Origin of the sequence: Acidovorax sp. SUPP2825, from assembly GCF_030158995.1 — a bacterium.
Taxonomy (GTDB): domain Bacteria; phylum Pseudomonadota; class Gammaproteobacteria; order Burkholderiales; family Burkholderiaceae_C; genus Paracidovorax.
The window spans coordinates 1-23,846 of sequence record NZ_BQXK01000013.1 but is presented as its reverse complement, the minus strand read 5'-3'; the positions used below and the strand labels follow the sequence as shown (position 1 = coordinate 23,846).

The 23,846-nt window shown below is 67.6% G+C and carries 28 protein-coding genes; 7 read left to right on the top strand and 21 right to left on the bottom strand.

Annotation, left to right across the window (positions count from 1 at the left end; genetic code table 11):
• Positions 1 to 13: 13 nt before the first annotated feature.
• Positions 14 to 622: a recombinase family protein gene (locus AVAK2825_RS16620; protein WP_284400919.1), complete on the bottom strand. Its 609-nt coding sequence runs from the start codon at positions 620 to 622 to the stop codon at positions 14 to 16.
• Positions 623 to 1,144: 522 nt separating this feature from the next.
• On the opposite strand from AVAK2825_RS16620, the gene AVAK2825_RS16615 reads away from it, so the two are divergent.
• On the top strand, positions 1,145 to 1,351 hold the full coding sequence (locus tag AVAK2825_RS16615) for a hypothetical protein (RefSeq protein ID WP_284400917.1): 207 nt from the start codon (positions 1,145 to 1,147) through the stop codon (positions 1,349 to 1,351).
• Here AVAK2825_RS16615 and AVAK2825_RS16610 read toward each other — a convergent pair.
• The 9 genes from AVAK2825_RS16610 to AVAK2825_RS16570 all read right to left on the bottom strand — a co-directional run bounded on the left by AVAK2825_RS16610 (position 1,348) and on the right by AVAK2825_RS16570 (position 7,084).
• Positions 1,348 to 2,529 (bottom strand): zonular occludens toxin domain-containing protein, encoded by a 1,182-nt coding sequence (locus AVAK2825_RS16610; protein WP_284400915.1) that lies wholly within the window; start codon positions 2,527 to 2,529, stop codon positions 1,348 to 1,350. The genes AVAK2825_RS16615 and AVAK2825_RS16610 overlap by 4 nt on opposite strands.
• 3 nt (positions 2,530 to 2,532) lie before the next feature.
• A complete protein-coding gene (locus AVAK2825_RS16605; RefSeq protein WP_284400913.1) occupies positions 2,533 to 2,835 on the bottom strand; it encodes a DUF2523 domain-containing protein in 303 nt (100 codons plus the stop codon).
• Between the two features lie 3 nt (positions 2,836 to 2,838).
• Positions 2,839 to 4,062 carry a virulence factor TspB C-terminal domain-related protein gene (locus AVAK2825_RS16600; protein ID WP_284400911.1) on the bottom strand — a complete coding sequence of 408 codons (1,224 nt, stop codon included), beginning with the start codon at positions 4,060 to 4,062 and terminating at the stop codon, positions 2,839 to 2,841.
• Positions 4,063 to 4,391: 329 nt separating this feature from the next.
• On the bottom strand, positions 4,392 to 4,664 hold the full coding sequence (locus tag AVAK2825_RS16595) for a major capsid protein (RefSeq protein ID WP_284400909.1): 273 nt from the start codon (positions 4,662 to 4,664) through the stop codon (positions 4,392 to 4,394).
• Between the two features lie 3 nt (positions 4,665 to 4,667).
• On the bottom strand, positions 4,668 to 4,880 hold the full coding sequence (locus AVAK2825_RS16590; protein WP_284400906.1) for a hypothetical protein: 213 nt from the start codon (positions 4,878 to 4,880) through the stop codon (positions 4,668 to 4,670).
• A 260-nt stretch (positions 4,881 to 5,140) separates the two neighbouring features.
• Positions 5,141 to 5,461 (bottom strand): single-stranded DNA-binding protein, encoded by a 321-nt coding sequence (locus tag AVAK2825_RS16585; protein WP_284400904.1) that lies wholly within the window; start codon positions 5,459 to 5,461, stop codon positions 5,141 to 5,143.
• The gene (locus AVAK2825_RS16580) at positions 5,458 to 6,333 is read right to left on the bottom strand and encodes a replication initiation factor domain-containing protein (protein ID WP_284400902.1); all 876 of its coding nucleotides are present in this window, start codon (positions 6,331 to 6,333) and stop codon (positions 5,458 to 5,460) included. The genes AVAK2825_RS16585 and AVAK2825_RS16580 overlap by 4 nt, the downstream gene beginning before the upstream one ends.
• A gap of 194 nt (positions 6,334 to 6,527) precedes the next feature.
• Positions 6,528 to 6,725, bottom strand: a complete 198-nt coding sequence (locus AVAK2825_RS16575; protein ID WP_284400899.1) for a hypothetical protein — start codon at positions 6,723 to 6,725, stop codon at positions 6,528 to 6,530.
• Positions 6,722 to 7,084 (bottom strand): hypothetical protein, encoded by a 363-nt coding sequence (locus AVAK2825_RS16570; protein WP_284400897.1) that lies wholly within the window; start codon positions 7,082 to 7,084, stop codon positions 6,722 to 6,724. The genes AVAK2825_RS16575 and AVAK2825_RS16570 overlap by 4 nt, the downstream gene beginning before the upstream one ends.
• Before the next feature lie 280 nt (positions 7,085 to 7,364).
• Between AVAK2825_RS16570 and AVAK2825_RS16565 the strand changes: the two genes are divergently transcribed.
• The 3 genes from AVAK2825_RS16565 to rnhA are packed head-to-tail and all read left to right on the top strand — an operon-like array spanning position 7,365 to position 8,955.
• Entirely contained in the window at positions 7,365 to 7,664 is a 300-nt protein-coding gene (locus tag AVAK2825_RS16565) for a hypothetical protein (RefSeq protein WP_284400895.1), read from the top strand.
• A 2-nt stretch (positions 7,665 to 7,666) separates the two neighbouring features.
• Positions 7,667 to 8,500, top strand: a complete 834-nt coding sequence (locus AVAK2825_RS16560; RefSeq protein ID WP_284400893.1) for a class I SAM-dependent methyltransferase — start codon at positions 7,667 to 7,669, stop codon at positions 8,498 to 8,500.
• 5 nt (positions 8,501 to 8,505) lie between these two features.
• Positions 8,506 to 8,955 carry a ribonuclease HI gene (rnhA, locus tag AVAK2825_RS16555; RefSeq protein WP_284400891.1) on the top strand — a complete coding sequence of 150 codons (450 nt, stop codon included), beginning with the start codon at positions 8,506 to 8,508 and terminating at the stop codon, positions 8,953 to 8,955.
• A 39-nt stretch (positions 8,956 to 8,994) separates the two neighbouring features.
• On the opposite strand, the gene AVAK2825_RS16550 is transcribed toward rnhA, so the two are convergent.
• From AVAK2825_RS16550 to AVAK2825_RS16515, 8 genes are all read right to left on the bottom strand, one after another.
• On the bottom strand, positions 8,995 to 9,327 hold the full coding sequence (locus AVAK2825_RS16550) for a thioredoxin family protein (RefSeq protein WP_272568995.1): 333 nt from the start codon (positions 9,325 to 9,327) through the stop codon (positions 8,995 to 8,997).
• A 139-nt stretch (positions 9,328 to 9,466) separates the two neighbouring features.
• The gene (moeA, locus tag AVAK2825_RS16545; RefSeq protein WP_284400884.1) at positions 9,467 to 10,831 is read right to left on the bottom strand and encodes a molybdopterin molybdotransferase MoeA; all 1,365 of its coding nucleotides are present in this window, start codon (positions 10,829 to 10,831) and stop codon (positions 9,467 to 9,469) included.
• Positions 10,828 to 11,376, bottom strand: a complete 549-nt coding sequence (locus AVAK2825_RS16540; protein WP_284400881.1) for a GNAT family N-acetyltransferase — start codon at positions 11,374 to 11,376, stop codon at positions 10,828 to 10,830. Before AVAK2825_RS16540 ends, moeA begins: the two co-directional genes overlap by 4 nt.
• The gene (gene mobA / locus AVAK2825_RS16535) at positions 11,373 to 12,041 is read right to left on the bottom strand and encodes a molybdenum cofactor guanylyltransferase MobA (RefSeq protein WP_284400879.1); all 669 of its coding nucleotides are present in this window, start codon (positions 12,039 to 12,041) and stop codon (positions 11,373 to 11,375) included. The genes AVAK2825_RS16540 and mobA overlap by 4 nt, the downstream gene beginning before the upstream one ends.
• 3 nt (positions 12,042 to 12,044) lie before the next feature.
• Positions 12,045 to 13,184 carry a GTP 3',8-cyclase MoaA gene (moaA, locus tag AVAK2825_RS16530; RefSeq protein WP_284400877.1) on the bottom strand — a complete coding sequence of 380 codons (1,140 nt, stop codon included), beginning with the start codon at positions 13,182 to 13,184 and terminating at the stop codon, positions 12,045 to 12,047.
• Positions 13,185 to 13,257: 73 nt separating this feature from the next.
• A complete protein-coding gene (locus tag AVAK2825_RS16525) occupies positions 13,258 to 14,028 on the bottom strand; it encodes an SDR family oxidoreductase (protein WP_284400872.1) in 771 nt (256 codons plus the stop codon).
• Positions 14,029 to 14,074: 46 nt separating this feature from the next.
• The gene (locus AVAK2825_RS16520; protein ID WP_284400870.1) at positions 14,075 to 15,379 is read right to left on the bottom strand and encodes an FAD-dependent monooxygenase; all 1,305 of its coding nucleotides are present in this window, start codon (positions 15,377 to 15,379) and stop codon (positions 14,075 to 14,077) included.
• A gap of 4 nt (positions 15,380 to 15,383) precedes the next feature.
• Positions 15,384 to 17,537, bottom strand: coding sequence for a LodA/GoxA family CTQ-dependent oxidase (locus AVAK2825_RS16515; protein ID WP_284401113.1), 2,154 nt, complete (start codon positions 17,535 to 17,537; stop codon positions 15,384 to 15,386).
• 1,287 nt (positions 17,538 to 18,824) lie between these two features.
• Here AVAK2825_RS16515 and AVAK2825_RS16510 point away from each other — a divergent pair.
• On the top strand, positions 18,825 to 19,457 hold the full coding sequence (locus AVAK2825_RS16510) for a superoxide dismutase (protein ID WP_284400868.1): 633 nt from the start codon (positions 18,825 to 18,827) through the stop codon (positions 19,455 to 19,457).
• An 88-nt stretch (positions 19,458 to 19,545) separates the two neighbouring features.
• A complete protein-coding gene (locus tag AVAK2825_RS16505; protein ID WP_284400865.1) occupies positions 19,546 to 20,445 on the top strand; it encodes a ZIP family metal transporter in 900 nt (299 codons plus the stop codon).
• Between the two features lie 77 nt (positions 20,446 to 20,522).
• Here the strand turns inward: AVAK2825_RS16505 and AVAK2825_RS16500 are convergent, their stop codons facing one another.
• Both AVAK2825_RS16500 and AVAK2825_RS16495 read right to left on the bottom strand, forming a co-directional pair.
• Complete coding sequence (locus tag AVAK2825_RS16500) at positions 20,523 to 21,956, bottom strand: aldehyde dehydrogenase family protein (RefSeq protein ID WP_272569006.1); 1,434 nt, start codon at positions 21,954 to 21,956, stop codon at positions 20,523 to 20,525.
• Between the two features lie 76 nt (positions 21,957 to 22,032).
• On the bottom strand, positions 22,033 to 22,737 hold the full coding sequence (locus AVAK2825_RS16495; RefSeq protein ID WP_284400860.1) for a Crp/Fnr family transcriptional regulator: 705 nt from the start codon (positions 22,735 to 22,737) through the stop codon (positions 22,033 to 22,035).
• Positions 22,738 to 22,877: 140 nt separating this feature from the next.
• On the opposite strand from AVAK2825_RS16495, the gene AVAK2825_RS16490 reads away from it, so the two are divergent.
• Positions 22,878 to 23,408, top strand: a complete 531-nt coding sequence (locus AVAK2825_RS16490; protein ID WP_284400857.1) for an Mpo1 family 2-hydroxy fatty acid dioxygenase — start codon at positions 22,878 to 22,880, stop codon at positions 23,406 to 23,408.
• A gap of 225 nt (positions 23,409 to 23,633) precedes the next feature.
• Here AVAK2825_RS16490 and AVAK2825_RS16485 read toward each other — a convergent pair.
• The coding region (locus tag AVAK2825_RS16485; protein WP_284400853.1) for a transposase at positions 23,634 to 23,846 on the bottom strand (213 nt) is incomplete at its 5' end.

Sequence of the window (23,846 nt, the reverse complement as noted above, 5' to 3'; positions counted from 1 at the left end):
AGTAATTACTTCGTCACTTCGTTGGGGCATTCAACAATGGCCCTAAAACGGGTCTCTGTGGCGCATAACGCGTCCGCCAAGGATTCATCACTCGATCCACGACAGCGCGACTAACCTGCAATTGTCGCGCAATCTCCGCCTGAGTCGCACCGAGCAAAACTAACCGGCGAACCTCGGCCTCCTGTTCCATTGTTAATGTGCGAGGCCTGCCATGGCGCTGCCCCCGAGAAATCGCCGCCACCTGGCCGGCAATCACTCTCTCCCTGATGATGCCGCGTTCGAGCTGGGCCACGGCGCCCAGGACCTGCAGCATGAACACCCCCATCGGGCTAGTCGTATCCAGAGGCTCGTTCAAACTTCGCACCTCGGCGCCGGCCAGCTTGATGCGATCCAGGATCGACAGTAGATCTACCAGCGAGCGGGCCACCCTGTCCAGTTTGTAGACCACAAGCACATCTCCCCGTGTTAGGGATTTCAGGCAGCGCTGCAGCTCGTACCGCTGGCCGATGCTGCTGGCCTTCTCCTCGTAAATCGTGCCCACTCCAGCAGCAGCAAGCGCGTCCAACTGCATGCGGGTTTCTTGCTCACGGGTCGAGACTCTGGCGTATCCAATCAAGCGCATATCGGTTTCCTCCTGCGGGAAATGTTGCGGCTTTTGAGGAGTGTCAAAAGCCCGAATTGCCGGCCTCCAAATCAAGTCGGATATCAGTGCCTGGTCAGGGCTGTGTGGTGCGTCGCTGCACACCTCTGCCGGAAATCTGCGATTTCCTCTGAGGTGCTCCGCTGGGGGTGGGGCGCTGTCGCGCAACACCGTGTTATCAGCGACGAGTGAGGGCCATGCCTGTTCCTCGAGGGCGCCTCGCGGCAGGCCTGGGCGGTGGGGTGATCGCTGCGTTGCGCCTGGCCAGGCTCGCAAGCCGTGTGCATGGTGGCCAGGGCGCGCTGGTGGCCACTTGCCCGATGGCGTGGGGTACGTCGCGCGGCGAAGGTCTACATGGGGCGCTGCCCCATACCCCGCGGGGGCCTGCAATCACCTGCTGGGGAGGTGCGCTACAGACTCCTGCCACAAATCTACGATTTGCTCTGGAGTCCTCCGCTGAGCTGTCAAAAATCCGTGGGTCATGCCTGACGGCAAAATGCGCCAATGATTGAAGTTCACGCATACACCTTCTATGGCCTGATTGTCCTGGGAGCAATGGGCATGCTCCGCGCAGCATGGGACGTATGGGGTAGCAACCAGGGCGAGACAGGCTTCCTGCAAAAACCAAACGCGCCAGCGGGGCATGAATGGGTGCTGATGACGGAGCGAGACGCCGAAGAGTGGCGTTCCAAAGGCAGCACGCAGCACTAGCGCTGCAGCTCGCCGCGGACCTGCGAATTGCGAAGAGCCAGGGCCTCGAGGTAGCCATTTTGCTGCGGCGCAGCTTGGCCTTGAGCGGGCATGTTGATGACGACTGGCGGCTGAGAAGGTGCGGCAGCGTGAGAAGGCTCATCGCGCCGATTGGACGGCTGTGGCGGCTCAGACTCAGGGCGCTTCCAGTCCATGAAATAGCCGCGGCTAACGATCTGCATGCACACGTCGAATGACACGCGCAGCATGGTGGCCTGCTGCGTATAGCACTCACAGCGCTTGCCCATTTGTACACACGCAGCTGGGTAGGGCGCCTCAGTAGGCTGCGTGATTTGGTCATAAACAGGCGCAGTGTTGGGGAAGTCCGGTAGCCGCGGCTGGCGAGCCTTGACGTACTCAACGGTGCCGATAACAGCAGGCCCGCCCTGACCAGGGGCAGCAACGCTCGCCTGTCCTGGAGCGCGGGCCACGGCGGATGTTGCGCCTGGCGCTACAGCCCCTGCGGAGGTCTTCATCCGATCACCGAAGCTCAGCACGGAGGACACGGCAAACCACACAGCGCCGATGGCCAGAAAAATGAGGAAGGGGATAGCGACCAGCTTCAGCGGGATCTGGCGCTTGATGTTGTGGACGTCAGCGCTCTTGTACCAAGGCTTGGTGATCCAGTTGCCGGCATTGTCCTTCTTCCCGAAGGCTTCCTTGGGATATCGCCAAGGGTATTTCTCGGCCTTCTGCACCACCTTGCCGGGGTCGGTCTGCATCCCTTTGAATTTGTACGCCAAGGCATTCTCGGTGCCGAAGGCTCGCACCACGTACCAATGGGTCTCTGTCAGCTTGCGCGGCGTGTTGTGGACCAGCGTAGGGTCCTGCGTGATGAAGTAGAAGTCGATGCCGCGTTTTCCATGCTTGGAGAGCTCAAGAATGGGCTCAGGAACACGCGCGCCGCTGGATGCAGAGCCCCAAAAATCCTGCAGTTCGTCCACGACGATGATGGAGTCGTTGGGACACTCCATCCACTTGTCTGGATGGTCGATCTCGGTCCATCCTTCGAGCGTGACCTCGGGAATGTTGCAGTAGAAAACGGGGCGGTTTTCTTTCTTGGCCCGCTCCTGAATCTGGATGAAGGCAAACAGCGTTTTCCCCTGCCTGGGGAGACCGGTAACAAAGTTGATCGGCATGGCTTACTTCTGAACGAGGCGGCGCACGGTGGAGCCGCCGAGGCTGTTGAGCAGCACCTTCACACCGATGGCGCTGATGACGATGCTGATGTGCTGATCCAGGCGCAGGAACCCCGCCCATTCAGCGAGCATGGAGGTGCCGACAGTGCCGAACATCGAGAGGGCGGCGGTCTTGGCCTGGTCGATCAGGTAGCTGACGCCCGTGTATTCAACGAAACCGAAGCCGAGCGCGATCAGCACGCGGCCGACCATCGATCCAGCAATCTGCATCAGGCCACCGAGCAAAACGGAAACGATCCACGGCATGTGTCAGTCCTTCTTTCCAACAACCCACAAAACGCAGCTCAACAGCGTGAGCCCGAGCGCGGCCAGAGCCATCACATTGAGGATGGGACAGACTTTGGAAAACGGTATGGCGAAGCTCTTGCCTGCAACGTCGAACGACAGATCTGCAGGGCATGCGCGGCCCCAGCCCATGCCATTGGTGTCCAACTGGCTCACGCTGATCTGCTCAGCCGATTTACGCAAAGCATCGGCGCTCTTATCGTCCGTGCCGTCGATAGCCCTTTTGTAGTCGGGAGAAGGGGTGCTTTCGTCAAACAGCTTGCAGTTTTGCTTGTGCTGCTCTCTAGCGATGGCGCATTGAATTGCGTCACCCTCGCACGAAAACCCGCTGCCGCACGATCCACCAAACGAACCAGTCTTGCAGATTGACACCTCAGGGTTGAGCTTGCAAAACTCCTCCTGAGGCTTTTCGTCGGTGGTGCCGTCCGGCTTGGTGGTGGTGCACTTGCCGTCCTTGCACGCGGTGTTGCCGGTGATCACGTTGTCGGCTGGGATGCAGACGCCGACAGCGTATTTGCTGGGAACCTCTCCCTTCGGGCACTTGGCTTTGTTGCCTGTCTCGTTGGTGCCGTCCGCGTTGTCGCTGGAGTCGGGCACGCACACGCCGGCGGCGTACTTACTGGGCGACTGGCCCTTAGGGCAGGGAGATTCGTCGGGGATGCACACGCCCGCGGCGTATTTACTTTCACTGGAACCCGCAGGGCACTTGCTTTCGTTGGGCACGCAGACGCCAACAGCATAGGCTGAAGGGCTGGAACCTTCAGGGCACCCTTGATTCGGGTCAGCCTTGTCGTCGCACTTCGAGCCCGTGAAAGACGCGCCAGTGACCGAGCAGCCAGACCCGCCGCCACCTGCAGACCAGCAGCCTTCGACGGTGCCACTCACAGCACAGCCCCCTGGGTAGCAACCCGTCGTTGGCTTGCCGATCATGCGACCCAACGCGCCAGCGCCCCGCGGCCCGTAGTCAAAATTCACGGAGACGCCGAGAGGCTTGCCCGCGAGCTCGGCGCACAGGTCCTGCGGCTTTTTCACGCACACGCCGTTTTTGCGCTCATAACCGGCCTTGCACTGGCACTGGCCGTTGACCTTCTCCTCATTGGCTTGGCACTGCTGGACAACGCACTTGATCACGCCGTTTGGGTAGGTAACGACATTCGTGCCGATGCGGCAAAAGATATAGCTGAACACGGTATCGGGCTGAGGCGGAGACTTGACGGTTTGCGCGAGGTACCAACCGGGCTTTGCCGCAGGAGCGCTACAGGTAGGCGCCCAGTCGTAATGCGAACAGCTGGAAATCTCAGGAGACTCCCCCTCCTGGGCATGAGCAGCACCCGCCCAAAAGCAGCAAGCACAAAGCACGAACAATAGCCGAGCGAAAAGCAAAACAACGGACGTCACGGCCAGAACACAATGGCGCCGCCAAGGACCATGGCGAGCAGAATCCAGAAACCCATACGACCTCCCAGGCATAAAAAAAGGGCGCCCCCTCACGCGAGAGGGCACCCCAGGACCAGCGATTAACGCAAGGCGAGCTTGACCCAGCCGAACAGGCGCACGGTAACCACGACAGACAGCACAGCAATGCCGATGCTGCTGCAGATGGCGGCCACAGCCAAAACGGCAGTGATGATTTCGGCCACGTCAGGCAACGTGATCGCAGCGTGCGCACTGCTGGTAGCTGCCAGCGTGGCAATACCGACGACAACAGTCGGCAGGGATGCCACCCGAGCCAGCTTAGGGAAACGGCGCTTCACAGCGTTTTCCAGAGAGAGGCGGATTGGTGTCTTCATTGATTACTCACTTTCTTTGGTTTCGAGGGATTTGCGCAATTGCCGCATGCACCATGCAACGGCCATCACGAGCAGCAAGGCTCCCCCTATTTGCCCTGCAGATTCAGGATCGAGATAAAACGGGCTGTACTGCACCAGCTCCAGCCGCGTGAGGACCACCAGGGCATCCGGCGTATCGCAGGACACCTCGGTAATCGTGCTGCTATCGGCACGCATGCAGTACATCGATCACGCCCTCTCTATGCGTGCCAGGCGGCGCGCCAGTCGCCCAGCCGCTCGCAGGCTCGCCACTGGGCGCCCTGCGCGCTCACGGGCAGCACTGATACGGGCGTGGCGATCCACCCATTGGCCGATGAGCGCCACCACACGGGAGGCAGTCAGAATGAGCAAATGGGCAGCAATGGCGCCGCCAAGGCCAGCCACGAACGCGAGCTTTGCCACCCCGTGGGCAAGAGCTTCGAGCTCTGCGGTGGTCATCACTCGACAGCATCCAAGGTCAGATCGACAGGGGTCACACTGGTGACCTCGCCGGTCTCTTTGTCGGTGCTGCGAAAAGGCTTGCGCGTGTATCCGCCCAGCTGGGCCAGAACCGCGACTTCTTCGCCCTTTTGACCCAGCTGGGCCTTGCTGCGGACCTCGACGGTCTGCGGACGGCTGTAGGGGTCGGGCGCGGGCGTCACGATGCGGGTGTAGCGCGTTTGTTCGTGGCGGCGGGACGCGTCAATGCGGCCCTTCACCAGCACCTGCATGGGCTGGATCTTGGTTCCCTGGGTTGGGGAGGCTACGGGTGCGTTCATGATGGTCTGATCCTCTGTATCTGGGCCTGCAACTCCGGCCACTGGAGGCCGGCACTGCCGCCGGCGGGGTCTAACTTCTTGGGCAGGCCGAAGATGCGGATTTCTTCGACCAGGTCAGCGGCTGAGCAACCTGTCATGGAAAGCGCCTGATGCATGTATTTGCCGTAGCAGCGCTCTGCGTGATAGAGCCCGTGGGCCAAGCTGCCTTTGGCCTCTTCGCGTTGCGTGGGTATCTCCAGCGCCGCGGCTTCGAGCATGTCGCGCAAGGCTGGATACGCTGCGATGAAAGCACCGTCAGGGTTGGTCAACACATTGAGCGGGATCGTTCGGTCCCGGTTGCCGAGCCGGACCTCAAAGCGGGTCCAGTCGCTGTCAGGCATGCCTTGCTGTCGGCCCTTTTCGTATACGCAGAGCGTCTTTCCGTGCTTCAGTTTTCCGACGTACATGGTTCGTCCTTTCGTGCCGCCTTCGTGCCAGCTACCCTGCGTGTCAAGCTCAGGGTTACGCCCACGGTTGATGAATGCCCCTTGGTCATAGAGGCTGTATGCGTCATCGACGCTGTATTCGCCGTCGAGAAAGTCCACGGCGAGATCGACGCGAGAGATGACAGCGCCGAGGCCCTCCAGCAGCTCTTGCACGCTCTCCCAATCGGTGACCATGCCGCACCCTTTGCCGTTGAGCTGCAGGAGCCACCGACCCAGCTGTGACTCCCCGCCGAGGGCAATGGCGCCGACCTCGACCTTTGCGTCGTCGTGCAGCTGCAGGACCAGGCGGTATCGCTCCGTGAAGCCAAAAAGGCCACCATCCAAGACAGCGGTGAGCCGTCCGTCCATGATCCCGTCCAAGAAGCTCATGAGGCCGTGAACGCTCATGGATGGCCGATCAAACGTGGCATTGAGCCAATCAATCTTTGCGCGGCGCACCGAATCAGCAGCGGGGGTAGAACTTTCCACCCGTGTTACAGCACGGGCGGAAGGCGCTGACGCGCCAAGAGGCCGAGGCCGAACGCGCCAGGAGACGCGATCACCCCTGGCGGATGGGGGGGAGTCGTGCAACGCTGAAATGGTCATTTGGAGGAGGCCTCCACGGTGACCGTGAAGGGGGTGTGCCACTGCACCGTGCACCCGAGCATGCGCAGCTGGGAGACGTAGCCTTCAAAGGCCTGCAGGGAGGTGAAGCGTTTGACCAGGTCACCATCGGGCAGCATGCCGGGAGGGCAGGTGACGTGGTAGCTCTTGGGCATGTGGATCAGGGCGGAGCTCATGCGCGCGACCTGGTCATCTGCTCACGCAGCATTGCGGAGTGGATGGCCGGAGTTACCACCTGCCCTCGGTACACATCCCCAACCCGGGGAAGCGGGTGCAGGTCTTGGGCACGGAGCTCAAGAAGATCGCGCTGACGGGACAGAAACGCGAGTTGGGCCTCGCCAGGCTTGCGCTGCAGCTTGTGGCTGTTGCAGATGCCGCCGCTGGTCACCTCGAGGTCGTGCAGCGTGCAGGCCGTGCGGGGGGCGATCACCGGGCTGTCGTGGCGCACCACTTCAAAGTGCGCGCAGTTGCGGCAACCAGGGCGGTCACCGGGGGTCTGGTAGCCCACCTGGGCGTGCTTGGCGACGAGTCTCATGGCTAGTTCCAGAGATCGAACTCGTTGCACTCAGCGCAGAGTGCGTGACGGCCGGTATGCGAACGCAGGCAGTACGGGCATGCTCGAATGCCCTCCCCCTGCCCGGCGGCTGGAGCCGGCAAGCTGGCCACCGTTTGGGTGGCAGGGGTCGGGCAACTGGGTTCGTCCCCGGGTTGGGGAGGGGTCGTAGAGAGGGGCATGCCGGCTCCGGTAAATTCGGTGACAACTCGTCACCGGCCGGACTGTAGCTGAATGATGACGATGCGTCACCATCTTTTTGATGACGGTGCGTCAAAATATCGGCATGGAAACGACTATGGACCTCCTAGACCGAGCCCTGGCACGCCAGCGTCAAGCAGCGTGGGCCCGTCAACTAAACATCGACCCTTCGGCTCTGGCGCAAGCGAAGAAAAGGAATCACCTAAGCCCAACGCTGGCAGGGGCCCTTGCAATGGAGATGGGGGAAGACGAGCGAAAGTGGTTGCTGATTTCTGCTTTAGAAGGTGAGCCAGAAACACCTCTTCTTCAACGGATAAAGAAGGCAACCGCAACTATGGTTTTCGGAGCGGCGAAATCATAGGTTTGCACCACTGGTTCGACTCTTCCCCCGGCCGATACCTGCTGGCGTGGGAGCAGGAACGCTATGACGAGCTGGTGGCCGACATCTTCGGCTACCACGCCCTGCAGCTCGGAATGCCGGGTTTGCAGGGCCTGCGCGCCAACCGCATGCCCCACCGCTGGCTGGCGTTGGGCGCCGAAGAAACCCTGCTGTGGACCGACGAGGCGGCCGGCTGGCACGCGGCCGGGGCCCTGGGGGGCGGAGAACCGGGCGAGCCCGCCCTGCTGGCCGATCCGGTGGCCCTGCCTTTCTCGGAGAACAGCCTCGATCTGGTGCTGCTGCCGCATGCGCTGGAACTCAGCATCGACCCCCATGCCGCGCTGCGCGAGGTGCAGCGCGTGCTGGTGCCCGAGGGGCGGGTGGTGATCAGCGGGCTGAACCCCGTGAGCCTGTGGGGCCTGCGCCAGCGCCGGGCGCGGCTGTACCAGCGCCTGGGGGCGGGCGGGCGGCTGTATCTGCCCGACGTGGGCGAGTTCATCGGCCACTGGCGGCTGCGCGACTGGCTGCGGCTGCTCAATTTCGAGGTCGAGTCGGTCAGCTTCGGCTGCTACCGGCCGGCGGTGCGCAGCGCCCCCTGGCTGGAGCGTTTCGACTGGATGGACGGACTGGGGGCCCGCTGGTGGCCGATACTCGGGGCCGCCTATGTGGTGGTGGCGGTCAAGCGCGTGCACGGCGTGCGGCTGCTGGGCGCGCCCTGGCGCCGCGCGCCCAAGGGCGCTGCGGCGCCGGTGCCGGTGGCCAATCGCGGCACGGTCCGCGATGGCGGGCCGGCCTTTCATGTGGATGGACGGGAGTAACGTTTTTGAATCAGGTTGTGATCTATACCGACGGGGCTTGCAAAGGCAATCCGGGCCCTGGCGGCTGGGGGGTGGTGCTGCGTTCGGGCGCGCTGGAAAAGGAATTGTTCGGGGGGGAACTGGGCACGACGAACAACCGCATGGAGCTGCTCGCGGTGATTGAGGCCCTGGGCGCGCTCAAGCGGCCGTGCGAGGTGACGCTGTTCCTCGACAGCCAGTACGTGCGCAAGGGCATCACCGAATGGATCCAGGGCTGGAAGAAAAAGGGCTGGCGCACGGCCGCCGGCCAGCCGGTCAAGAACGTGGAGCTGTGGAAGCGGCTGGACGATCTGGTGGCCCAGGGCGGCCATGTGATCGACTGGCGCTGGGTGAAGGGCCATGCGGGCGACCCGGGCAACGAGCGTGCCGATGCACTGGCCAACAAAGGGGTGGACAAGGCGCTCGGGCGCGGTTGAGGCCGCCGTCGAGGCCCGCGTCCGCCAGGCATGCGTCCGTCAGGCCCCGGGCGTGATCGCCTGCAGGCCGGCCTGCAGCGGCTCCGGTCCCTGGGGCCGCACCACGCGGTCCACCTCCTTGCCGTCGCGCAGGAAGACGAGGGTCGGCCAGAGCTTCACACCGAAGCTGCGGCCCAGTCGCTGGCCCGGTCCGTCCTCGACCTTGACGTGGGCCACATCGTCCCGGCCCTCCAGCGCGGCCTGGATGAGCGGCTGCGCTCCCTGGCAGTGGCCGCACCAGGGCGTTCCGAACTCCAGTACCGTGGCGCCGGCCAGGCGGTCCACGTCTTCGCGGGCGGGGGGCTGTTCGAGGTGGCGGGCGCAATAGGTCATGGCGATGGGGTCCTTGTCATGTGGTTGTGGGCAGGGCCTGGGTTGGCGGGGGAACCTGTCTTTCAGCATAGGCCTGTGCCCGCAGGCACGGCGTCCGGCGCATGCGCCGCCAGGCTGTGGGATCGGACTGGCAGGCATTTCACAGCACGCCATCGAACATCATCACGTCCACGGTCTCCCCCGCGGCCACCGGTCCCCGGGGCGGGTGCAGCACGATGAGGCCGTTGGCCTGCACCATCGAATGGAGCACCCCCGAGCCCTGGTGGCCGGTGGTGCGCACCTGCAGCGATCCATCCGGCGCGGTGCTGACGATGCCGCGCTGGTACTCGGTGCGGCCGGCCTTCTTGCGCAGCGGCTCGGTGCTCACCGCGTGCAGCAGCGGCGGGGCCGCGCGGGTGCAGCCCATGGCGCGCAGCAGCGCAGGCCGCACGAACGCCAGGAAGGCCACCATCACGGCGACGGGATTGCCGGGCAGGCCGAACCAGAGGGTCCCGTTGGTTGAAATGGGTTTGCTATTTTTTTCATAGCTGTATGCCCTAGTACTGATTGTGCTGAAGGCCATTTCGGCATCTACTCCCGAGGCGTGCTCGCTGCGCAGCCGCCCCACCGCCATCGGCCGGCCGGGCCGCATGGCGACTTGCCAGAACGCCACGTCGCCCAGCCGTTGCACCGTGGAGCGCAGGTGGTCCGCATCGCCTTCGCTCACGCCCCCGCTGGTGATGACGGCATCCGCCTGCAGCCCTGCCTGGCGCAGCGCGGCTTCGAGTTGCGCGGGCGAATCGGGCACCACGCCCAGGTCGATCGGCTCCACGCCCAGCCGGGCCAGCAGGCCGATGAGGGCGTACCGGTTGCTGTCGTACACGGCGCCCTCGCGCGGGGCGTCGCCCGGGCCCAGCAACTCGTCGCCGGTCGAAAAGCACGCCACGCGCAGGCGGCGGAACACGGTGGCCGTAGGCAGGCCCAGGCTGGCCACCAGGCCGAGCGCGGCGGGGGTGAGCCGCTCGCCACGGGCCAGCGCCACGCCGCCCTGCACCAGGTCTTCGCCCGCGCGGCGCCGGTGGTCGCCGGGCCGCACCGCGCCGGCCGCGAGGTGCACGGTGCCGCCCTGCACGGTGACCAGCTCTTGCGGCACCACCGTGTCCAGCCCTGGCGGCATGACGGCGCCGGTCATGATGCGAACGCATTCCCCGGGTGCGGCACGGCCCGCCCAGGGCCGGCCGGCCAGGGCGGTGCCGGCCGCCCGCAGCGACAGCGGCTGGCCGGCGCGCAATGCCGAGCCGTCGAACGCATAGCCGTCCATGGCCGAGTTGTCGTGCGGCGGCACGCTGATGGGCGAGACGAGGTCGCAGGCCAGCACCCGGTCGAGCGCCGCGGACAGCGCCACGGTTTCGGTGCCGGCCACCGGCTGCACCAGTTGTTCGAGGAAGGCGGTGACGGCCTCGGCACCCAGGGCGTGGGCGTCGTAGCCGGGCAGGCCGGCGGCGATCTGTGCAAGGGTCTTCATGCGGCAGAAAAAAGAGGAGAGGCCGGCAGCCACCGCACCATGTGCAGCTTGTCGTGCCCGATGCCCTGGATGACCACCGCGCGCGGCAGCAGGCCACAGGCGCGAAAGCCCGCGCGCTCGTACAGGCGCACGACGTGGGTGTTGGCGGCGGTGACGGTCAGCACCAGCTGTTCCAGCCCGGCCACCTGTTCGGCGAGCTGCACGCAGGCCTGCACCAGCGCGCGCCCGACGCCGCCGCGCTGCGCGTGCGGCGCCACCATCATGCCGACCACGCTGGCGCAGTGGCGCTGCTGCAGGCGGGCCTCGCGCTCGCAGCCGATGCTGCCCAGCAACTGGCCGTCCGCGGCGAACGCTCCGAGGAAGAAGGTGCCCGTGGCGGGCGCGCCGAAGCGCTCGGCATACGACTCGGCCGGGCGCAGCACCGCGCTGGCGTGGTCGGAAGTGAAGGCCTCGGGCGCGCAGCGCAGCGCCTCGTCGCGCAGGGCCTTGTAGGCGTGCAGGTGCGCGGTGCCGAGCACGTCGATCCGGAAGGGGGCAGGGGTCATGGGGCGAGCGCGCGTTCGAGCGCGTGCAGTTCGGCCAGGGTGTTGGCGTTGCAAAAGCCGAGCGGGTCGTCGCCGGGCTGGTCGAAGGCGGCCACCGCGCACCGGTGCTGGGCGATCCAGGCGCCGATCTTGCGGCCGCCGCCTGCCATGAATTGCGCGAGCGACTCCTGCAGCGAGGCCCGCAGGAGGCAGAACACCGGCTGCGTGCGCAGGGGCGCGGCTGTATGGTGGGCATCGGCTGCTGTCGGTCCATCGGCTTGCGGCGCGGCGGCGATGGCCAGATCCGCAGGACCGCCCGCCGTGTCCATGGCCCAGGCCGCGGCCATCAGGCGCCGGGCCAGATCGGGCGGAAACAGCGGCGTGTCGCAGGGCACGGTGAGCAGCCACGGGGTGTCGCAGAGCGACAGGCCGGCCAGAAAACCCGCCAGCGGCCCGGCGTGGCCGGGCTCGGCATCGGTCACGACCGGGACGCCGAAGGCGGCGTAGCGGTCGAGGTGGCGGTTGGCGCTGACCAGCCGCGGGCCGACCTGGGACTGCAGCCGCTGCAGTGCATGCAGCGCCAGCGGAACGCCCTGGAAGGGCTGCAGGCCCTTGTCCTGCCCGCCCATGCGCGTGCCCTGGCCGCCGGCCAGCACCAGCCCGGTGATGCGGGTGGCGTCATCCATGCGTCAGCCGCCGATGTAGCTCATTTCCACCCGCCGCGCGCCCTGGCCGGTGTCCGCAGGCAGGCTGCTGCGCAGTTCGGAATAGCGGTCGCCGCGGCCGTTCCAGATGCCGGCGATGGCGGCGGCGATGTCGGCATCGGTGGCGCCGCCACGCAGCAGGCTGCGCAGGTCCCAGCCCTGGGTGGCGAACAGGCACAGGTAGAGGCTGCCTTCCATCGACAGGCGGGCGCGGTTGCAGTCGCCGCAAAACGCTTGCGTGACGCTGCCGATCACGCCCACCTCGCCCAGCGCCGGGTCGTGGCGCCCGGTGGCATCGGCGTAGCCCCAGCGGCGCGCGGTTTCCCCGGGGGCCTGTTCGGGCAGGGGCACCAGGGGCAGGTGGGCCTGCAGCCGCGCGATCACGTCGGCGGATGGCAGCACCTCGTCCATGCGCCAGCCGTTGGTGGCGCCCACGTCCATGTATTCGATGAAGCGCAGCGTCACGCCCGTGCCGCGAAAGTGCCGCGCCATGGGCACGATCTCGTGGTCGTTGGTGCCGCGCTTGACCACCATGTTGACCTTGATGCGCGCGAACCCCGCGGCCTGTGCCGCGTCGATGCCGGCCAGCACCTCGGCCACCGGAAAGTCCACATCGTTCATGTGCCGGAACACCGCGTCCTGCAGGCTGTCCAGGCTCACCGTGAGGCGGTTCAGCCCGGCGTCCTTGAGCGCCTGCGCCTTGCGCGCGAGCAGCGAGCCGTTGGTGGTCAGCGTGAGGTCGGGCGCCGTGCCGTCCGGCATGCGCAACTGCGCCAGCATGCCGACGAGGTTTTCGAGGTGCTTGCGCAGCAGCGGCTCGCCGCCGGTGAGCCGGATCTTGCGCACGCCGTGGTCGACGAAGCTGCGGGCCAGTCGGGTGATTTCTTCGAAGCTGAGCAGCGCGCTGTGCGGCAGGTAGGGGTAGTCCTTGTCGAACACCTCCTTGGGCATGCAGTACGCGCAGCGGAAGTTGCAGCGGTCGGTCACGCTGATGCGCAGGTCCCGCAGCGGGCGACCGAGCGTGTCGGTCAGCCATCCCGATGGAATCCCGGCCAGGCCCTGCGGCACGGCGGGGCGCAGCGCAGCGATGCGCTGGTCCACCAGGGGGATGACACGTTCAGCCATGGGCCGATTTTGCCGCATGGGGTGCGGTAGGGTTATCGGCGCAATGGGCCGCGCCGCTGTTGGCCGGCGGCGATCAGACGCAGCGGGCGCCATCCACCTCGATGCACACGCCGCTCACGAAGGCCGCTTCGTCGCTGGCCAGGTACAGCGCCGCGTTGGCCACGTCGAGCGCGGTGGAAAAACGCCCCAGCGGAATCGAGGCGAGGAATTTGGCACGGCGCGCGTCGTCCACCGGCCCGCCGGCGAACTCGGCGGCCAGGCCCGTGTCGGGGTTGAACACGGGGTTGATGCAGTTCACGCGGATGTTGTCGGGGCCCAGCTCGGCCGCCATCGACTTGCTGGTGGTGATGACCGCGCCCTTCGACCCGTTGTACCAGGTGAGGCCCGGGCGGGGCCGCAGGCCGGCGGTGGAGGCGATGTTGATGAAGCTGCCGCCCGCCGTGCCCGGGTTGGCGCGCATGGCCGGCACGGCGTGGATGGCCGAGAGGTAGAGGCTTTTGACGTTGATGGCGTACACCTTGTCGAACTCTTCCTCGCTCACCTCCAGCATGGGGCGGTTGCGGTGCGTCCAGCCGGCGTTGTTCACGACCACGTCGAGCCGGCCATGCAGGCGCACGGCCTCGTCCACCAGGGCTTTCATGTCGCTAGAGCGGGTGACGTCGGCGGCGAAGAAGTCCGCCGTGCCGCCCGCCGCGCGGATCTCGGCCGCCACGCGCTGGCCCCCGGTGGCCTGGATGTCGTTGACGATGACCCGGCCGCCCTCGGCCGCGAGCCGCTTGGCGATGCCTTCGCCGATGCCGTTGCCGGCGCCGGTGACGATGATGGATTTGCCTTGCACGCGCATGAAGCCTCCGATGGCGCTATGTTTTCGATAGCTGCCTGCGCAATTTTCACCAGGGCGGTGGCGGGATTCCGTTGGATGGACTCTCGCGGCCGGTGGCCGTTGGCTGCGCGGGCGGCCAAGGCAGTGTAGCCACCGCTTTCCCGCCCGGCGTGCCCGGCACTGCCCCCTGCGCGACAGGGTGGCTCGCCTGCCGGCGCGCCCAGAAGGCGGCACCGGGCCAGCGCGTTTCCATCGCGTAGAAGCCCTGCAACTGCTTGCGGTACACCCGGTGGATGTCGCGCAGGTGGTCGGCATAGCGCTGCGGCGCCTGCAGGTCGCCCGCCCCGTGCGCCAGCACCGCCTGTGCCGCGCGCATGCCGGTGTAGAGCGCGTTGCCGATGCCCTTGGACGACAGCGGGTCGAAGGCGAGGGCGGCGTCGCCCACCGCCAGCCAGCGCTCGCCGGCCGCACGATCGAGTTCGGCGCTGCAGGCATCGGCGCCCTGCACCGCGCCGTGGGGGCGATAGCCGTGCTCGGCGCACAGCGCGCCCAGGTGGGTGGTGTGCTGCAGGTGCTGCCACAGGCCGTCGTCGTCCAGCAGGGTGCGGCGGTCCAGCAGGTCGGCATCGCCCAGGAAGGCCACCACGCGTTCGCCACTGGGCAGCAGCACGCTGTACCACCAGCCGTCTTCGACCGCCTCGACCCAGGTGCGGCCGTCCAAGTCGGTGCGGCTGTCGGTGCGCAGGCGCTGGTAGAAGGCCAGCAGCCGGTCGTAGTGGCGGCGGCGCGCGCCGAGCCGACAGGCCTGGGTCGCCATGCGGCCGCTGGCGTCGATCAGCCAGCGTGCCGTCACGTGCGACAGGGATTCGCCCGCGCGGCGCAGCTGCAGCCGGTGCAACGGGCCGGAAGTCTCCTGCGGGTCCGCCGAGGCGGTGCCGTTGCTGCCGGCGGGGTCGGCGCCTTGCGCATCGTCGCACTGCAGGTGGGTGGAAAGCGCGACCGTGCAGCCCGCCTCGCTGGCCGCCGCCCGCAGCGTGGCGTCGAAGCGCACGCGGTCCAGTTGCAAGCCATTGCCATGCAGCTGGCGCAGGGTGTCGTTGGCGTGGCCGGCCAGCCCGCCCCAGTAGGCCAGCGTGCCGTAGCTGGGGCGGTGGCCGTCCGCCAGCACGCGGTCGAGCACGCCGAGTTCCCCCAGCAGACTGCGCACGGGCGGCGGCAGGCCCTCGCCGATGCGAAAGGCCCGCTCGCCGCCGCCATCGGCCAGCAGCACGCGCAGGCCGGCGCGGGCCAGGGGAATGGCACAGGCCGCGCCGGCAGGGCCACCGCCAGCGATGGCCACGTCGAACGCCTGCGCGGTTTCCAGGCGGGGCACGCGCTCAGCCGCCCGGCGGCCGGCGGCGCACCGGCAGCGGCGCGTTCCGGGCTTCGGCGTGCGAGCCGAAATTGGCGCCGTGCGGCAGCGGGCGCGCCTTCGGGTGGATGGGGGCGGTGGCATCGGCCGCGTCGCTTTCGACGGCGGCGGCGCCCAGCAGGCGGGTCTGCGCGGCCAGCGCGGCGTCGCTGAGGCTGGCGGCGTCGGCGGCCGAGACATCGGGGCCGTACGACGCCACCATCATCTGCGCCGGGAAGGCCGGATCGTCCGGCACGCCCGGGCGCACTTCCACGAGGCCCATCGATCCGAAGATGCGCACCATTTCTTCCATCTGCCCGGCCGTGGTGCCGTGCAGCGGCTTGTTCCAGCTGGTGCGGTTGGAGAACGCCTCGATGCGCCGGGCCATGGGCTGCTGCCGGTCCACGACGATGGCGTAGTCCTCGGCCGTCAGCACGTGGTTGGGCACGCGGGCCGGCCAGAAGGTGGGCGCGAACGGGTCGTACGCGGTGTCGTACCCCGCCCGGCAGTAGGCCGTGTCGGCCTGCCAGGGCAGGCCCATCCAGCGGTTGATGTCGCCGGGCCCCTGGGCATACAGCGGCCCCTGGGCCGACAGCGCGGTGGCCTGGTCGAGCGTGGGCCCATAGCTGGGCTCGGCCGTGCCCGCCGGACGCTGGCGGATGCGGAACGGGCGGCTGTACAGCGTCAGATGGCGCATGGGCCAGGTCATCTCGCAGCCGGGGTGGAAGGCGTCGGCCAGGCAGAATTCCAGCGCCGCCCGGTCCAGCGTGGCGGGCTGCTGCGCGAGCGGCACCGCGTCGATGCTGGCCGGCAGCTGGCGGCCGGCATCCCAGTTGGAGACGAAGTCGCCCTGCACCCAGCGCGCCAGCACATTGCTCTGCGTCTGGCTGATGCTGGCGTTCTGGCGCGGGCTCTGGCCTGCGGGCACCGTCATCGCATCGCCGTACAGCCAGGGCCAGGGCATCTGGTTGCCGTCCGGTGGGCTGGGGGGGCGGAAGCTGTTGAACACCTGCCGGCGCAGTTCGGCGTTGGGGTCATAGCCGCCTGCGGGGGGCAGGGCGGAGAGCCGCTCGATCAGCGCGGGGTTCTCGAAGTCGTACTGCCCCTGGTGGCCGAACAAGGTGGCGAAACCCTGGTTCACCCATTGCAGGCCCGACAGGCGCTGCAGGATGGGGTACACGTCGTCGGCGAACGAGATCGTGGCAGGCGCGGGCAGCCAGCCGGCCTGCACGTACAGGTCCTGCAGCAGGTCGTACAGCGTGCGCTGGGTCTTGACCTGCGGGGCGTAGTTGGGCGGGGCGGTCACCACCCAGGCGGATTCCACCGGGATGTCCTGGCCCTCGATGCGCACCGTGGCCGAGACCGGGCCGTCGCAGGTGTCGTCGTACCAGCCGTCGGCGTTGATGAACGAGTCGCCGTCCGCGGGGTTGAAGATCGGGCTGCCCGTGGACGAGGCCGAGACGCCGTGGCCGGGCAGGAACACCAGCCGGCCGCTGGCGTCGGTCTGCAGCTCGCCGATCTTGACCGGCACGCCGGTGAACTGCCCGGTGCAGGGCACCGGCGCCGCGTTGCGGCCGGCGATGCGCTGAACGCCCGCGTCGATGACCAGCGTGTCGCGCGCGGCGTTCTTGGCATTGCGCAGCGGCAACTGGGTTTTGGCCGCCTCCGGAATGTCGAGCGCGATCTGCCACTGGTACCAGGCCGCCTTGCTGTTGGCGACGTGCACGGACCATTCGATGTCGGCCCAGTCGGCGGTCAGCTCGCGCACCACGTCGCCCGCGGCGTTGTAGCCGTAGATGCGGAACTGCGCGGCCTCGCGCTTGAGCGCGCCGGTGGCATCGCGGTAAAAGCCCTGGGGCTGCGGCGGCGGGTCACCACCTGCGGGCCCAGGTAGAACGCCGTCTCGCTGTTGCCCACCCGGGCGATGCCGATGGCCGGGTGGATGGCGGCGCGCACGATGCGCGTGTCCTTCGCGGCGGGGTAGTCCACGCCGGGCGCGTACTGCGCCGGACGGGGCACCACGGGCTCGCCCAGCGGCACGCCGTTCACGTTGCGGCGGTTTTCGGACGAGGCCCGGTACACGGCCTTGCGCGCCTCGGCGATGCTGCCCATGGGCATGTGCTCGGGCAGGGCATGCCAGGGGTTGTAGGCCAGGTTTTCGCCGTAGCCCGACTGGCCCCGGGCGTCCAGGTCCTGCTGGGGCAGCTCCAGGATGCCGACCTCGATCGGCACGCTGGCCTGCTCGCTCCAGCGCACCGTGGCGGCGTCGAGCGGCATGTCATGGTCGTTGGTCTGGAACTGCACCAGGAAGCGAAAACGCGCCGGGCCCTTGCGCAGGCGGGCATGCAGATCGGCCCGCAGGTAGAACGGGTCGTCGAAGTCCGGCGGCGCGTCGGCCGGCGGCGCCTGCACCGGCTCGATCTTGTATTTGACGAAGCGGCCCTGGCCGAAGCAGGAGGGCAGCACGCTCCAGTAGTCGGTGGCCAGCACGGAGTCCACCGTCTTTTCCATGTCGTTCAGGATCTGCGCGGTGACGGGGTGCGCCTTCAGGTAGGCATCGCCCCGGCCGTGCAGCGATTCGCAGGTGAACTCGCACATGTCCCGCGCGGTGTCGGTGAAGAACACGTCGTGGTTCTGCAGGATGAAGTCCTGCGTGGTGGCGTCCTGATCGGGCTCCAGCAGCTTGCGCCCCTGCACCCCGAAAAGCTTGATCGCGATGCCCGTGGTGCCCTTGAGATCGGGGTTGCCGGGCTGCACGTCGGCCGAGAAGCGCACCCACACCGGGTACTGCGGCGCCTGTCCGAACACGCCGACCCGCAGCTCGGGCGGCAGATTCGGATCGATGGTGAACTGGCCATGCGCCACGCCGTGCAGTCGCAGGAACACGGGCCGCGTGGCCGGGTCGCGGCCCGCCGCCATGCCCTTGCCCTGGAAATAGTCCACGAACAGCTGTTTGAGCCCGGCCACCGGATCGCTGTCGCAGCAGCAGGGGCTGGGCGGCAAGGTCGGGGGCAAGGTGATGGGTGTGCCGGCGCAGGTGCTGGTGGTGGCCGACGGCGCGGGTGGAACTGACGTGCTTTTCATCGCAACCCTCCTTTGTTTTATGGATCGTCCTGGACGATGTAACGCTCCCTCCCGAAAAGGCCGGCTTGAACGCCGTGCGCTTTGGGACCCGAACATTCTGCGGGGGAACGGCAGGGGGAATATGCAGGGTTTCCACCGGGTGGAAAAAGAGCGACACCACGGCGTGGCGCGTGCATGGCAGGCGCAAATCCCACAAAACCCTGCGCAAAACCGTGCCATCATCGTGGTGAATGAAAATAATTATCATTTCGAAAACCGGGGTTTTCTGGGCGGGCCACCGTCTAGAGCCCGTTCCCAGGTCGTCCGGTCACCCGTTTCCGCTCCCTTTTAGAAAGTGAAAACCATGCCCCATACGCTTCCCGCTCTGCCCTATGCCTACGACGCGCTCGAACCCCACATCGATGCGCAGACCATGGAAATCCACCACACCAAGCACCACCAGACCTACGTCAACAACCTGAACGCCGCGCTGGAAGGCACGCCGCAGGCCGACCTGTCCATCGAGGCGCTGGTGGCCCAGGTGCAGACGCTGCCCGAGAAGCTGCAGGCGCCCGTGCGCAACAACGGTGGCGGGCATGCCAACCACAGCCTGTTCTGGACCGTGATGGCGCCAGCGGGCCAGGGCGGCGGCGGGCAGCCCTCCGGCGCGCTGGCGCAGGCCATCGATGCGGAGCTGGGCGGGTTCGACGCCTTCAAGGAGGCCTTCACCAAGGCCGCGCTCACGCGCTTCGGCAGCGGCTGGGCCTGGCTGTCCGTCACGCCCGGCGGCCAGCTCGCGGTGGAGAGCAGCGGCAACCAGGACAGCCCGCTCATGGCAGGCCTGCTGTCGGGCAACACGCCCATCCTGGGCCTGGACGTGTGGGAGCACGCCTACTACCTGAAGTACCAAAACCGCCGCCCGGAATACATCGCCGCGTTCTATAACGTCGTGGACTGGGCCGAAGTGGCCCGCCGCTACGCGAAGGCCCGCGGTTGACGCCAGGGGAGGGCCGCAGCGATTCTTCGTTCTGACGGCGCTCCCCGTTTTCGATCCATCGATCCACCCTCCGACCAGGGCCTCGCACATGAACGCTGACGACACACTCACCGGACGCACCGGCTGGCGCATGCGCAGATGGCTGGGGGTGGCCATCGTGCTGGCCGGCGTCCTGGTGCTGGGCCGGCAGTTCTTCCAATTCCTGGCCGACAACCCGCGCGTGGAGCAGGCCTGGCATGGGGGGCTGGTGGCGGCCCTGGCGACCGCGCTGGGCACGCTGCCGGTGGTGTTCTCGCAGCGGCTGTCCGAGCGGGTGCAGGACACGCTGTTCGGCTTCGGCGCCGGGGTGATGCTGGCCGCCTGCTCGTTCTCGCTCATCATTCCCGGCATTGCTGCGGCCCAGTCGGCGGGCGCGGGGGCCTGGGGCGCGGGCGGCATCATCGGCACCTCCATCCTGCTGGGTGGACTCGCGCTGCTGGTCATGGAGCGGCTGCTGCCGCACGAGCATTTCATCAAGGGCGTGGAGGGCGGCCCGTCGCCGCGCACGCTGCGGCGCACCTGGCTGTTCGTCTTCGCGATCGCGTTGCACAACCTGCCCGAGGGCCTGGCCATCGGCGTGGCCTACGGCGGGGCCGATGGGCTGCGCGCCGGCACGCTCACGGCCGGCATCGCCATCCAGGACGTGCCCGAGGGCCTGGTGGTGGCCGTGGCCCTGCTGGCCGCCGGCTACAAGCGCTGGCTGGCCGTGGCGCTGGGCATGGCGTCAGGCCTGGTGGAGCCGCTGGGCGCAGTGCTGGGCGCCACGGTCATCGGCTTTTCCTCTCACCTGCTGCCTTGGGGCCTGGGCTTCGCGGCCGGGGCGATGCTGTTCGTCATCAGCCACGAGATCATTCCCGAGTCGCACCGCAAGGGGCACGAAGCCTGGGCCACGGGCGGGCTGATGATCGGCTTCGTGATCATGATGATCCTGGACACCGCGCTGGGCTGATCCCGAGGGCTTGAAGCCGAAAAGGCCTCCAGCACAATATCCACTAGGGCATGGTGCTATCTATTTTGTAGCAATCGCTACCCGTGGCGGATGGCCACCGTTTTGAGGGTGGTGAAGCCGTACAGCGCCTCGAAGCCCTTTTCGCGCCCGTGGCCGCTCGATTTCACGCCGCCGAAGGGCAGTTCCACCCCGCCGCCCGCGCCGTAGTTGTTGATGAAGACCTGGCCGCTGGCGATGCGCCGCGCCATGCGGAACTGGCGGGCGCCGTCGCGCGTCCACACACCCGCCACCAGGCCGAAGCGCGTGGCGTTGGCCAGCTCCACCGCGTGGTCCTCGTCCTCGAAGGCCATGGCCGAGAGCACCGGGCCGAACACCTCTTCCTGCGCCAGGCGGTGGTCCACCGGCACGTCGCGCAGCAGCGTGGGGGCCTGGTAGAAGCCGGTCTCGGGCGCCTCGTCCACCACCGTGCCCTGCGCCACCAGCGGGATGCCGGCCACCTGGGCATCGGAGAGGAAGTCCCACACGCGCTGCTGCTGACTCTGGCGGATGAGTGGGCCCACGTCCAGGTCCATCGCCGCGGGGCCCACGCGCAGGGCCTCGAAGGCACGGCCCAGGCGCTCCAGCAGCGGCTCGTAGATGAGCGAGTCGATCAGCACGCGCGAGCCGGCCGAGCAGGTCTGCCCGGCGTTCTGCACGATGGCGTTGATGACCACCGGCACCGCCGCATCCAGGTCGGCGTCGGCGAAGATCACCTGCGGGCTCTTGCCGCCCAGCTCCAGCGTGACGGGGCAGTGCCTCTCCGCCGCCGCCTGCTGGATCAGCGTGCCGATGCGCGGGCTGCCGGTGAAGCTGATGTGGTCGATGCCCGGGTGGCGGGCCAGCGCGTCGCCTGCCTCGTGGCCGTAGCCGGTGACGATGTTGATGGCCCCCGCCGGAAAGCCCGCCTGCGTGGCCAGCTGTGCCACGCGCAGCAGCGACAGGCACGCATCCTCGGCCGGCTTGACCACGCACACGTTGCCCGCCGCCAGCGCGCCGCCCACGCAGCGCCCGAAGATCTGCATCGGGTAGTTCCACGGCACGATGTGCCCGGTCACGCCGTGCGGCTCGCGCCAGGTGAGCACGCTGTAGCCGTCCAGGTAGGGGAGGGTCTCGCCGTGCAGCTTGTCGCAGGCGCCGGCATAGAACTCGAAGTAGCGCGCGAGCGCCTGCGCATCGGCCCGGGCCTGCTTGGTGGGCTTGCCGCAGTCGCGCTGCTCGATGGCGGCCAGTTCCTCGGCATGCTCGGACACCAGCACCGACAGGCGCATCAGCAGGCGGCCCCGCTCGACCGGCGCCAGCTTTCGCCACACGGCCTCGTGGCACTGTCGCGCCGCGTGGACCGCCGCGTCGATGTCCTCCTCGGTGCCGCGCTGGATCTCGTCGAAGGGCTGGCCGTCGGAGGGGTCGATCACGGCGATGGTGCGGCCGGAGGACGAGGCCACGGGCGCGTTGGCGATGTAGTGGAGCTGCATGGGCGGATTGTGCGCCAGCAGGGCCCGGGCGGCGCCCGCGAAGCCCGCAGGCTGGCAGCGGTCGAGGGGCCTGCGCTCAGCCGCCCGCCGCGCGCAGCGCCGGCAGGTCGCACACCTCGATCTCCCCGCGGTGCACCTGCAGCAGGCCGCGCGCCTGCAGGTCTTTCAGGATCTGGTTGATGGTCTGGCGCGACAGCGCCAGCATCAGCGACAGCTCCTCCTGCGACAGGGCGATCACGCGCCGCGACCGGCCCGCGTCCGTCCATTGGCCGTAGCCTTCGGCCATCAGCGCCAGCCGCCGCGCCACCCGCTGCGGTGCGGGCAGCAGGGCCATCTCTTCCATGGCGACCAGCGCGGTGCGCAGCTTGTCGGTCAACAGCAGGGCCAGCGCATGCCAGTGCTGCGGATTCCGCGCCAGGTAGGCCAGCAGCGGCTCCTGGGGCACGTGCAGCAGCGTGGCCTGGGTGGCGGCGTGCGCATCGTGCGTGCGCACCGAGCCGTCGAACAGCGCGATCTCGCCGAACCAGGCCGGCGCCTCCAGCCGCGTGAGCAGCGAGGCGCGCGCCTTGTCGCTCTGTCCGCCCACGCCCGAGATGTCGATGGCGCCGCGCACCACGGCGTAGAGCCCGCACGGTGCGTCGCCGCGCAGAAACAGGGCCTGCGCCGGGGCCAGAGACCGCAGCTCGGCCCGTGCCATCAGGGCCTGCGCCAGATCGGCGGGCAGCGCGGCGAACCAGCGGCCGGAGCGCAGGGTGGGAAGGTGGTCGGCGGGGGAGGTCATGAAAGAGGAGGAGGGCGGTGCCCGGAGCGTGTTCGCGGCCCCCAGCCGTGGCCCGTTGTGTCGGCTGGCCGACAGACGCCCTGGCCGCACTGGCGCGATTATTCCGCGCAGAGGCGACGCACAGACCCCGGAGACACCCTATGAAAACCCTGATCGACCACCTGTCGGGCTATGCCGACTGCCACCGCGACCCGCGCAACATCCAGACCCATTTCATCGGCGTGCCCATGATCATGCTGGCCGTGACGGTGCTGTTGTCGCGCCCCGCAGCGATGCTGGGCGGCCTGCCCGTGTCGCTCGCGCTGCTGGCCGCGCTGGCCGCATGCGTCTTCTATTTCCGGCTCGATGCGCGCTACGGCGTGACCATGGCGCTGGTTCTTGCCGCCATGCTGGCCGTGGGTCAATGGCTGGCTGCGCAATCCACGGCGCTGTGGCTGGGCGCGGGGCTGGGCCTTTTCGTGGTGGGCTGGGTCATCCAGTTCGTGGGCCACTACTACGAAGGCCGCAAGCCGGCATTCGTGGACGACCTGGTGGGCCTGCTCGTCGGCCCGCTGTTCGTGGCGGCCGAACTGGGCTTTGCGATGGGCTTGCGGCGTGAGGTGCAGGCGGCCATCGAGGTGCGCTCCGGCCCGGTGCGGTTGCGCCCGCACGGGCAAGGCACGGCTGCCTGACACGCCGTTGCGGGTTGTTTTGATGTAAATGGTTGATTTCCTATTCGCATGGGCACATGCCATAACTGAATAGAAAATTCGAAGCGCTAAGGAAGGTCTGCACAACACGCATGAGTGTGCCGACGCACTCAGCCCGTTGATGTACAAGGCAGCCCAGGTCCTTTTTTCCTCACCTTGGGTGCACGCGGCGGCAGATTGGCTGCCCTTGGCGAACTGCAGACGCACTCATGCCATTGCCGCCAGCAATTTACGCCGCACCAGCCACAGATTGACCAACGCAAACAGCGTGTGCAACTGCGCGGTGTTCTTGACCAGCCCTCGGTAGCGCACCTTGATGTGGCCGAACTGGCGCTTGATCACTCGGAACGGGTGTTCCACCCGCGCCCGAATGCTGGCCTTCACGCGCTCCAGTTTCCCGGTCAGGGCCTCGATCGGTTT

Excerpts from the sequence above, each read along its gene's own strand:
- AVAK2825_RS16620 (WP_284400919.1), bottom strand. The coding sequence starts at position 622 with ATGCGCTTGATTGGATACGCCAGAGTCTCGACCCGTGAGCAAGAAACC.
- AVAK2825_RS16615 (WP_284400917.1), top strand. The coding sequence starts at position 1,145 with ATGATTGAAGTTCACGCATACACCTTCTATGGCCTGATTGTCCTGGGA.
- AVAK2825_RS16610 (WP_284400915.1), bottom strand. The coding sequence starts at position 2,529 with ATGCCGATCAACTTTGTTACCGGTCTCCCCAGGCAGGGGAAAACGCTG.
- AVAK2825_RS16605 (WP_284400913.1), bottom strand. The coding sequence starts at position 2,835 with ATGCCGTGGATCGTTTCCGTTTTGCTCGGTGGCCTGATGCAGATTGCT.
- AVAK2825_RS16595 (WP_284400909.1), bottom strand. The coding sequence starts at position 4,664 with ATGAAGACACCAATCCGCCTCTCTCTGGAAAACGCTGTGAAGCGCCGT.
- AVAK2825_RS16590 (WP_284400906.1), bottom strand. The coding sequence starts at position 4,880 with ATGCGTGCCGATAGCAGCACGATTACCGAGGTGTCCTGCGATACGCCG.
- AVAK2825_RS16585 (WP_284400904.1), bottom strand. The coding sequence starts at position 5,461 with ATGAACGCACCCGTAGCCTCCCCAACCCAGGGAACCAAGATCCAGCCC.
- AVAK2825_RS16580 (WP_284400902.1), bottom strand. The coding sequence starts at position 6,333 with ATGAGCGTTCACGGCCTCATGAGCTTCTTGGACGGGATCATGGACGGA.
- AVAK2825_RS16575 (WP_284400899.1), bottom strand. The coding sequence starts at position 6,725 with ATGAGCTCCGCCCTGATCCACATGCCCAAGAGCTACCACGTCACCTGC.
- AVAK2825_RS16570 (WP_284400897.1), bottom strand. The coding sequence starts at position 7,084 with ATGAGACTCGTCGCCAAGCACGCCCAGGTGGGCTACCAGACCCCCGGT.
- AVAK2825_RS16565 (WP_284400895.1), top strand. The coding sequence starts at position 7,365 with ATGACGGTGCGTCAAAATATCGGCATGGAAACGACTATGGACCTCCTA.
- AVAK2825_RS16550 (WP_272568995.1), bottom strand. The coding sequence starts at position 9,327 with ATGACCTATTGCGCCCGCCACCTCGAACAGCCCCCCGCCCGCGAAGAC.
- moeA (WP_284400884.1), bottom strand. The coding sequence starts at position 10,831 with ATGAAGACCCTTGCACAGATCGCCGCCGGCCTGCCCGGCTACGACGCC.
- AVAK2825_RS16540 (WP_284400881.1), bottom strand. The coding sequence starts at position 11,376 with ATGACCCCTGCCCCCTTCCGGATCGACGTGCTCGGCACCGCGCACCTG.
- mobA (WP_284400879.1), bottom strand. The coding sequence starts at position 12,041 with ATGGATGACGCCACCCGCATCACCGGGCTGGTGCTGGCCGGCGGCCAG.
- moaA (WP_284400877.1), bottom strand. The coding sequence starts at position 13,184 with ATGGCTGAACGTGTCATCCCCCTGGTGGACCAGCGCATCGCTGCGCTG.
- AVAK2825_RS16525 (WP_284400872.1), bottom strand. The coding sequence starts at position 14,028 with ATGCGCGTGCAAGGCAAATCCATCATCGTCACCGGCGCCGGCAACGGC.
- AVAK2825_RS16510 (WP_284400868.1), top strand. The coding sequence starts at position 18,825 with ATGCCCCATACGCTTCCCGCTCTGCCCTATGCCTACGACGCGCTCGAA.
- AVAK2825_RS16505 (WP_284400865.1), top strand. The coding sequence starts at position 19,546 with ATGAACGCTGACGACACACTCACCGGACGCACCGGCTGGCGCATGCGC.
- AVAK2825_RS16500 (WP_272569006.1), bottom strand. The coding sequence starts at position 21,956 with ATGCAGCTCCACTACATCGCCAACGCGCCCGTGGCCTCGTCCTCCGGC.
- AVAK2825_RS16495 (WP_284400860.1), bottom strand. The coding sequence starts at position 22,737 with ATGACCTCCCCCGCCGACCACCTTCCCACCCTGCGCTCCGGCCGCTGG.
- AVAK2825_RS16490 (WP_284400857.1), top strand. The coding sequence starts at position 22,878 with ATGAAAACCCTGATCGACCACCTGTCGGGCTATGCCGACTGCCACCGC.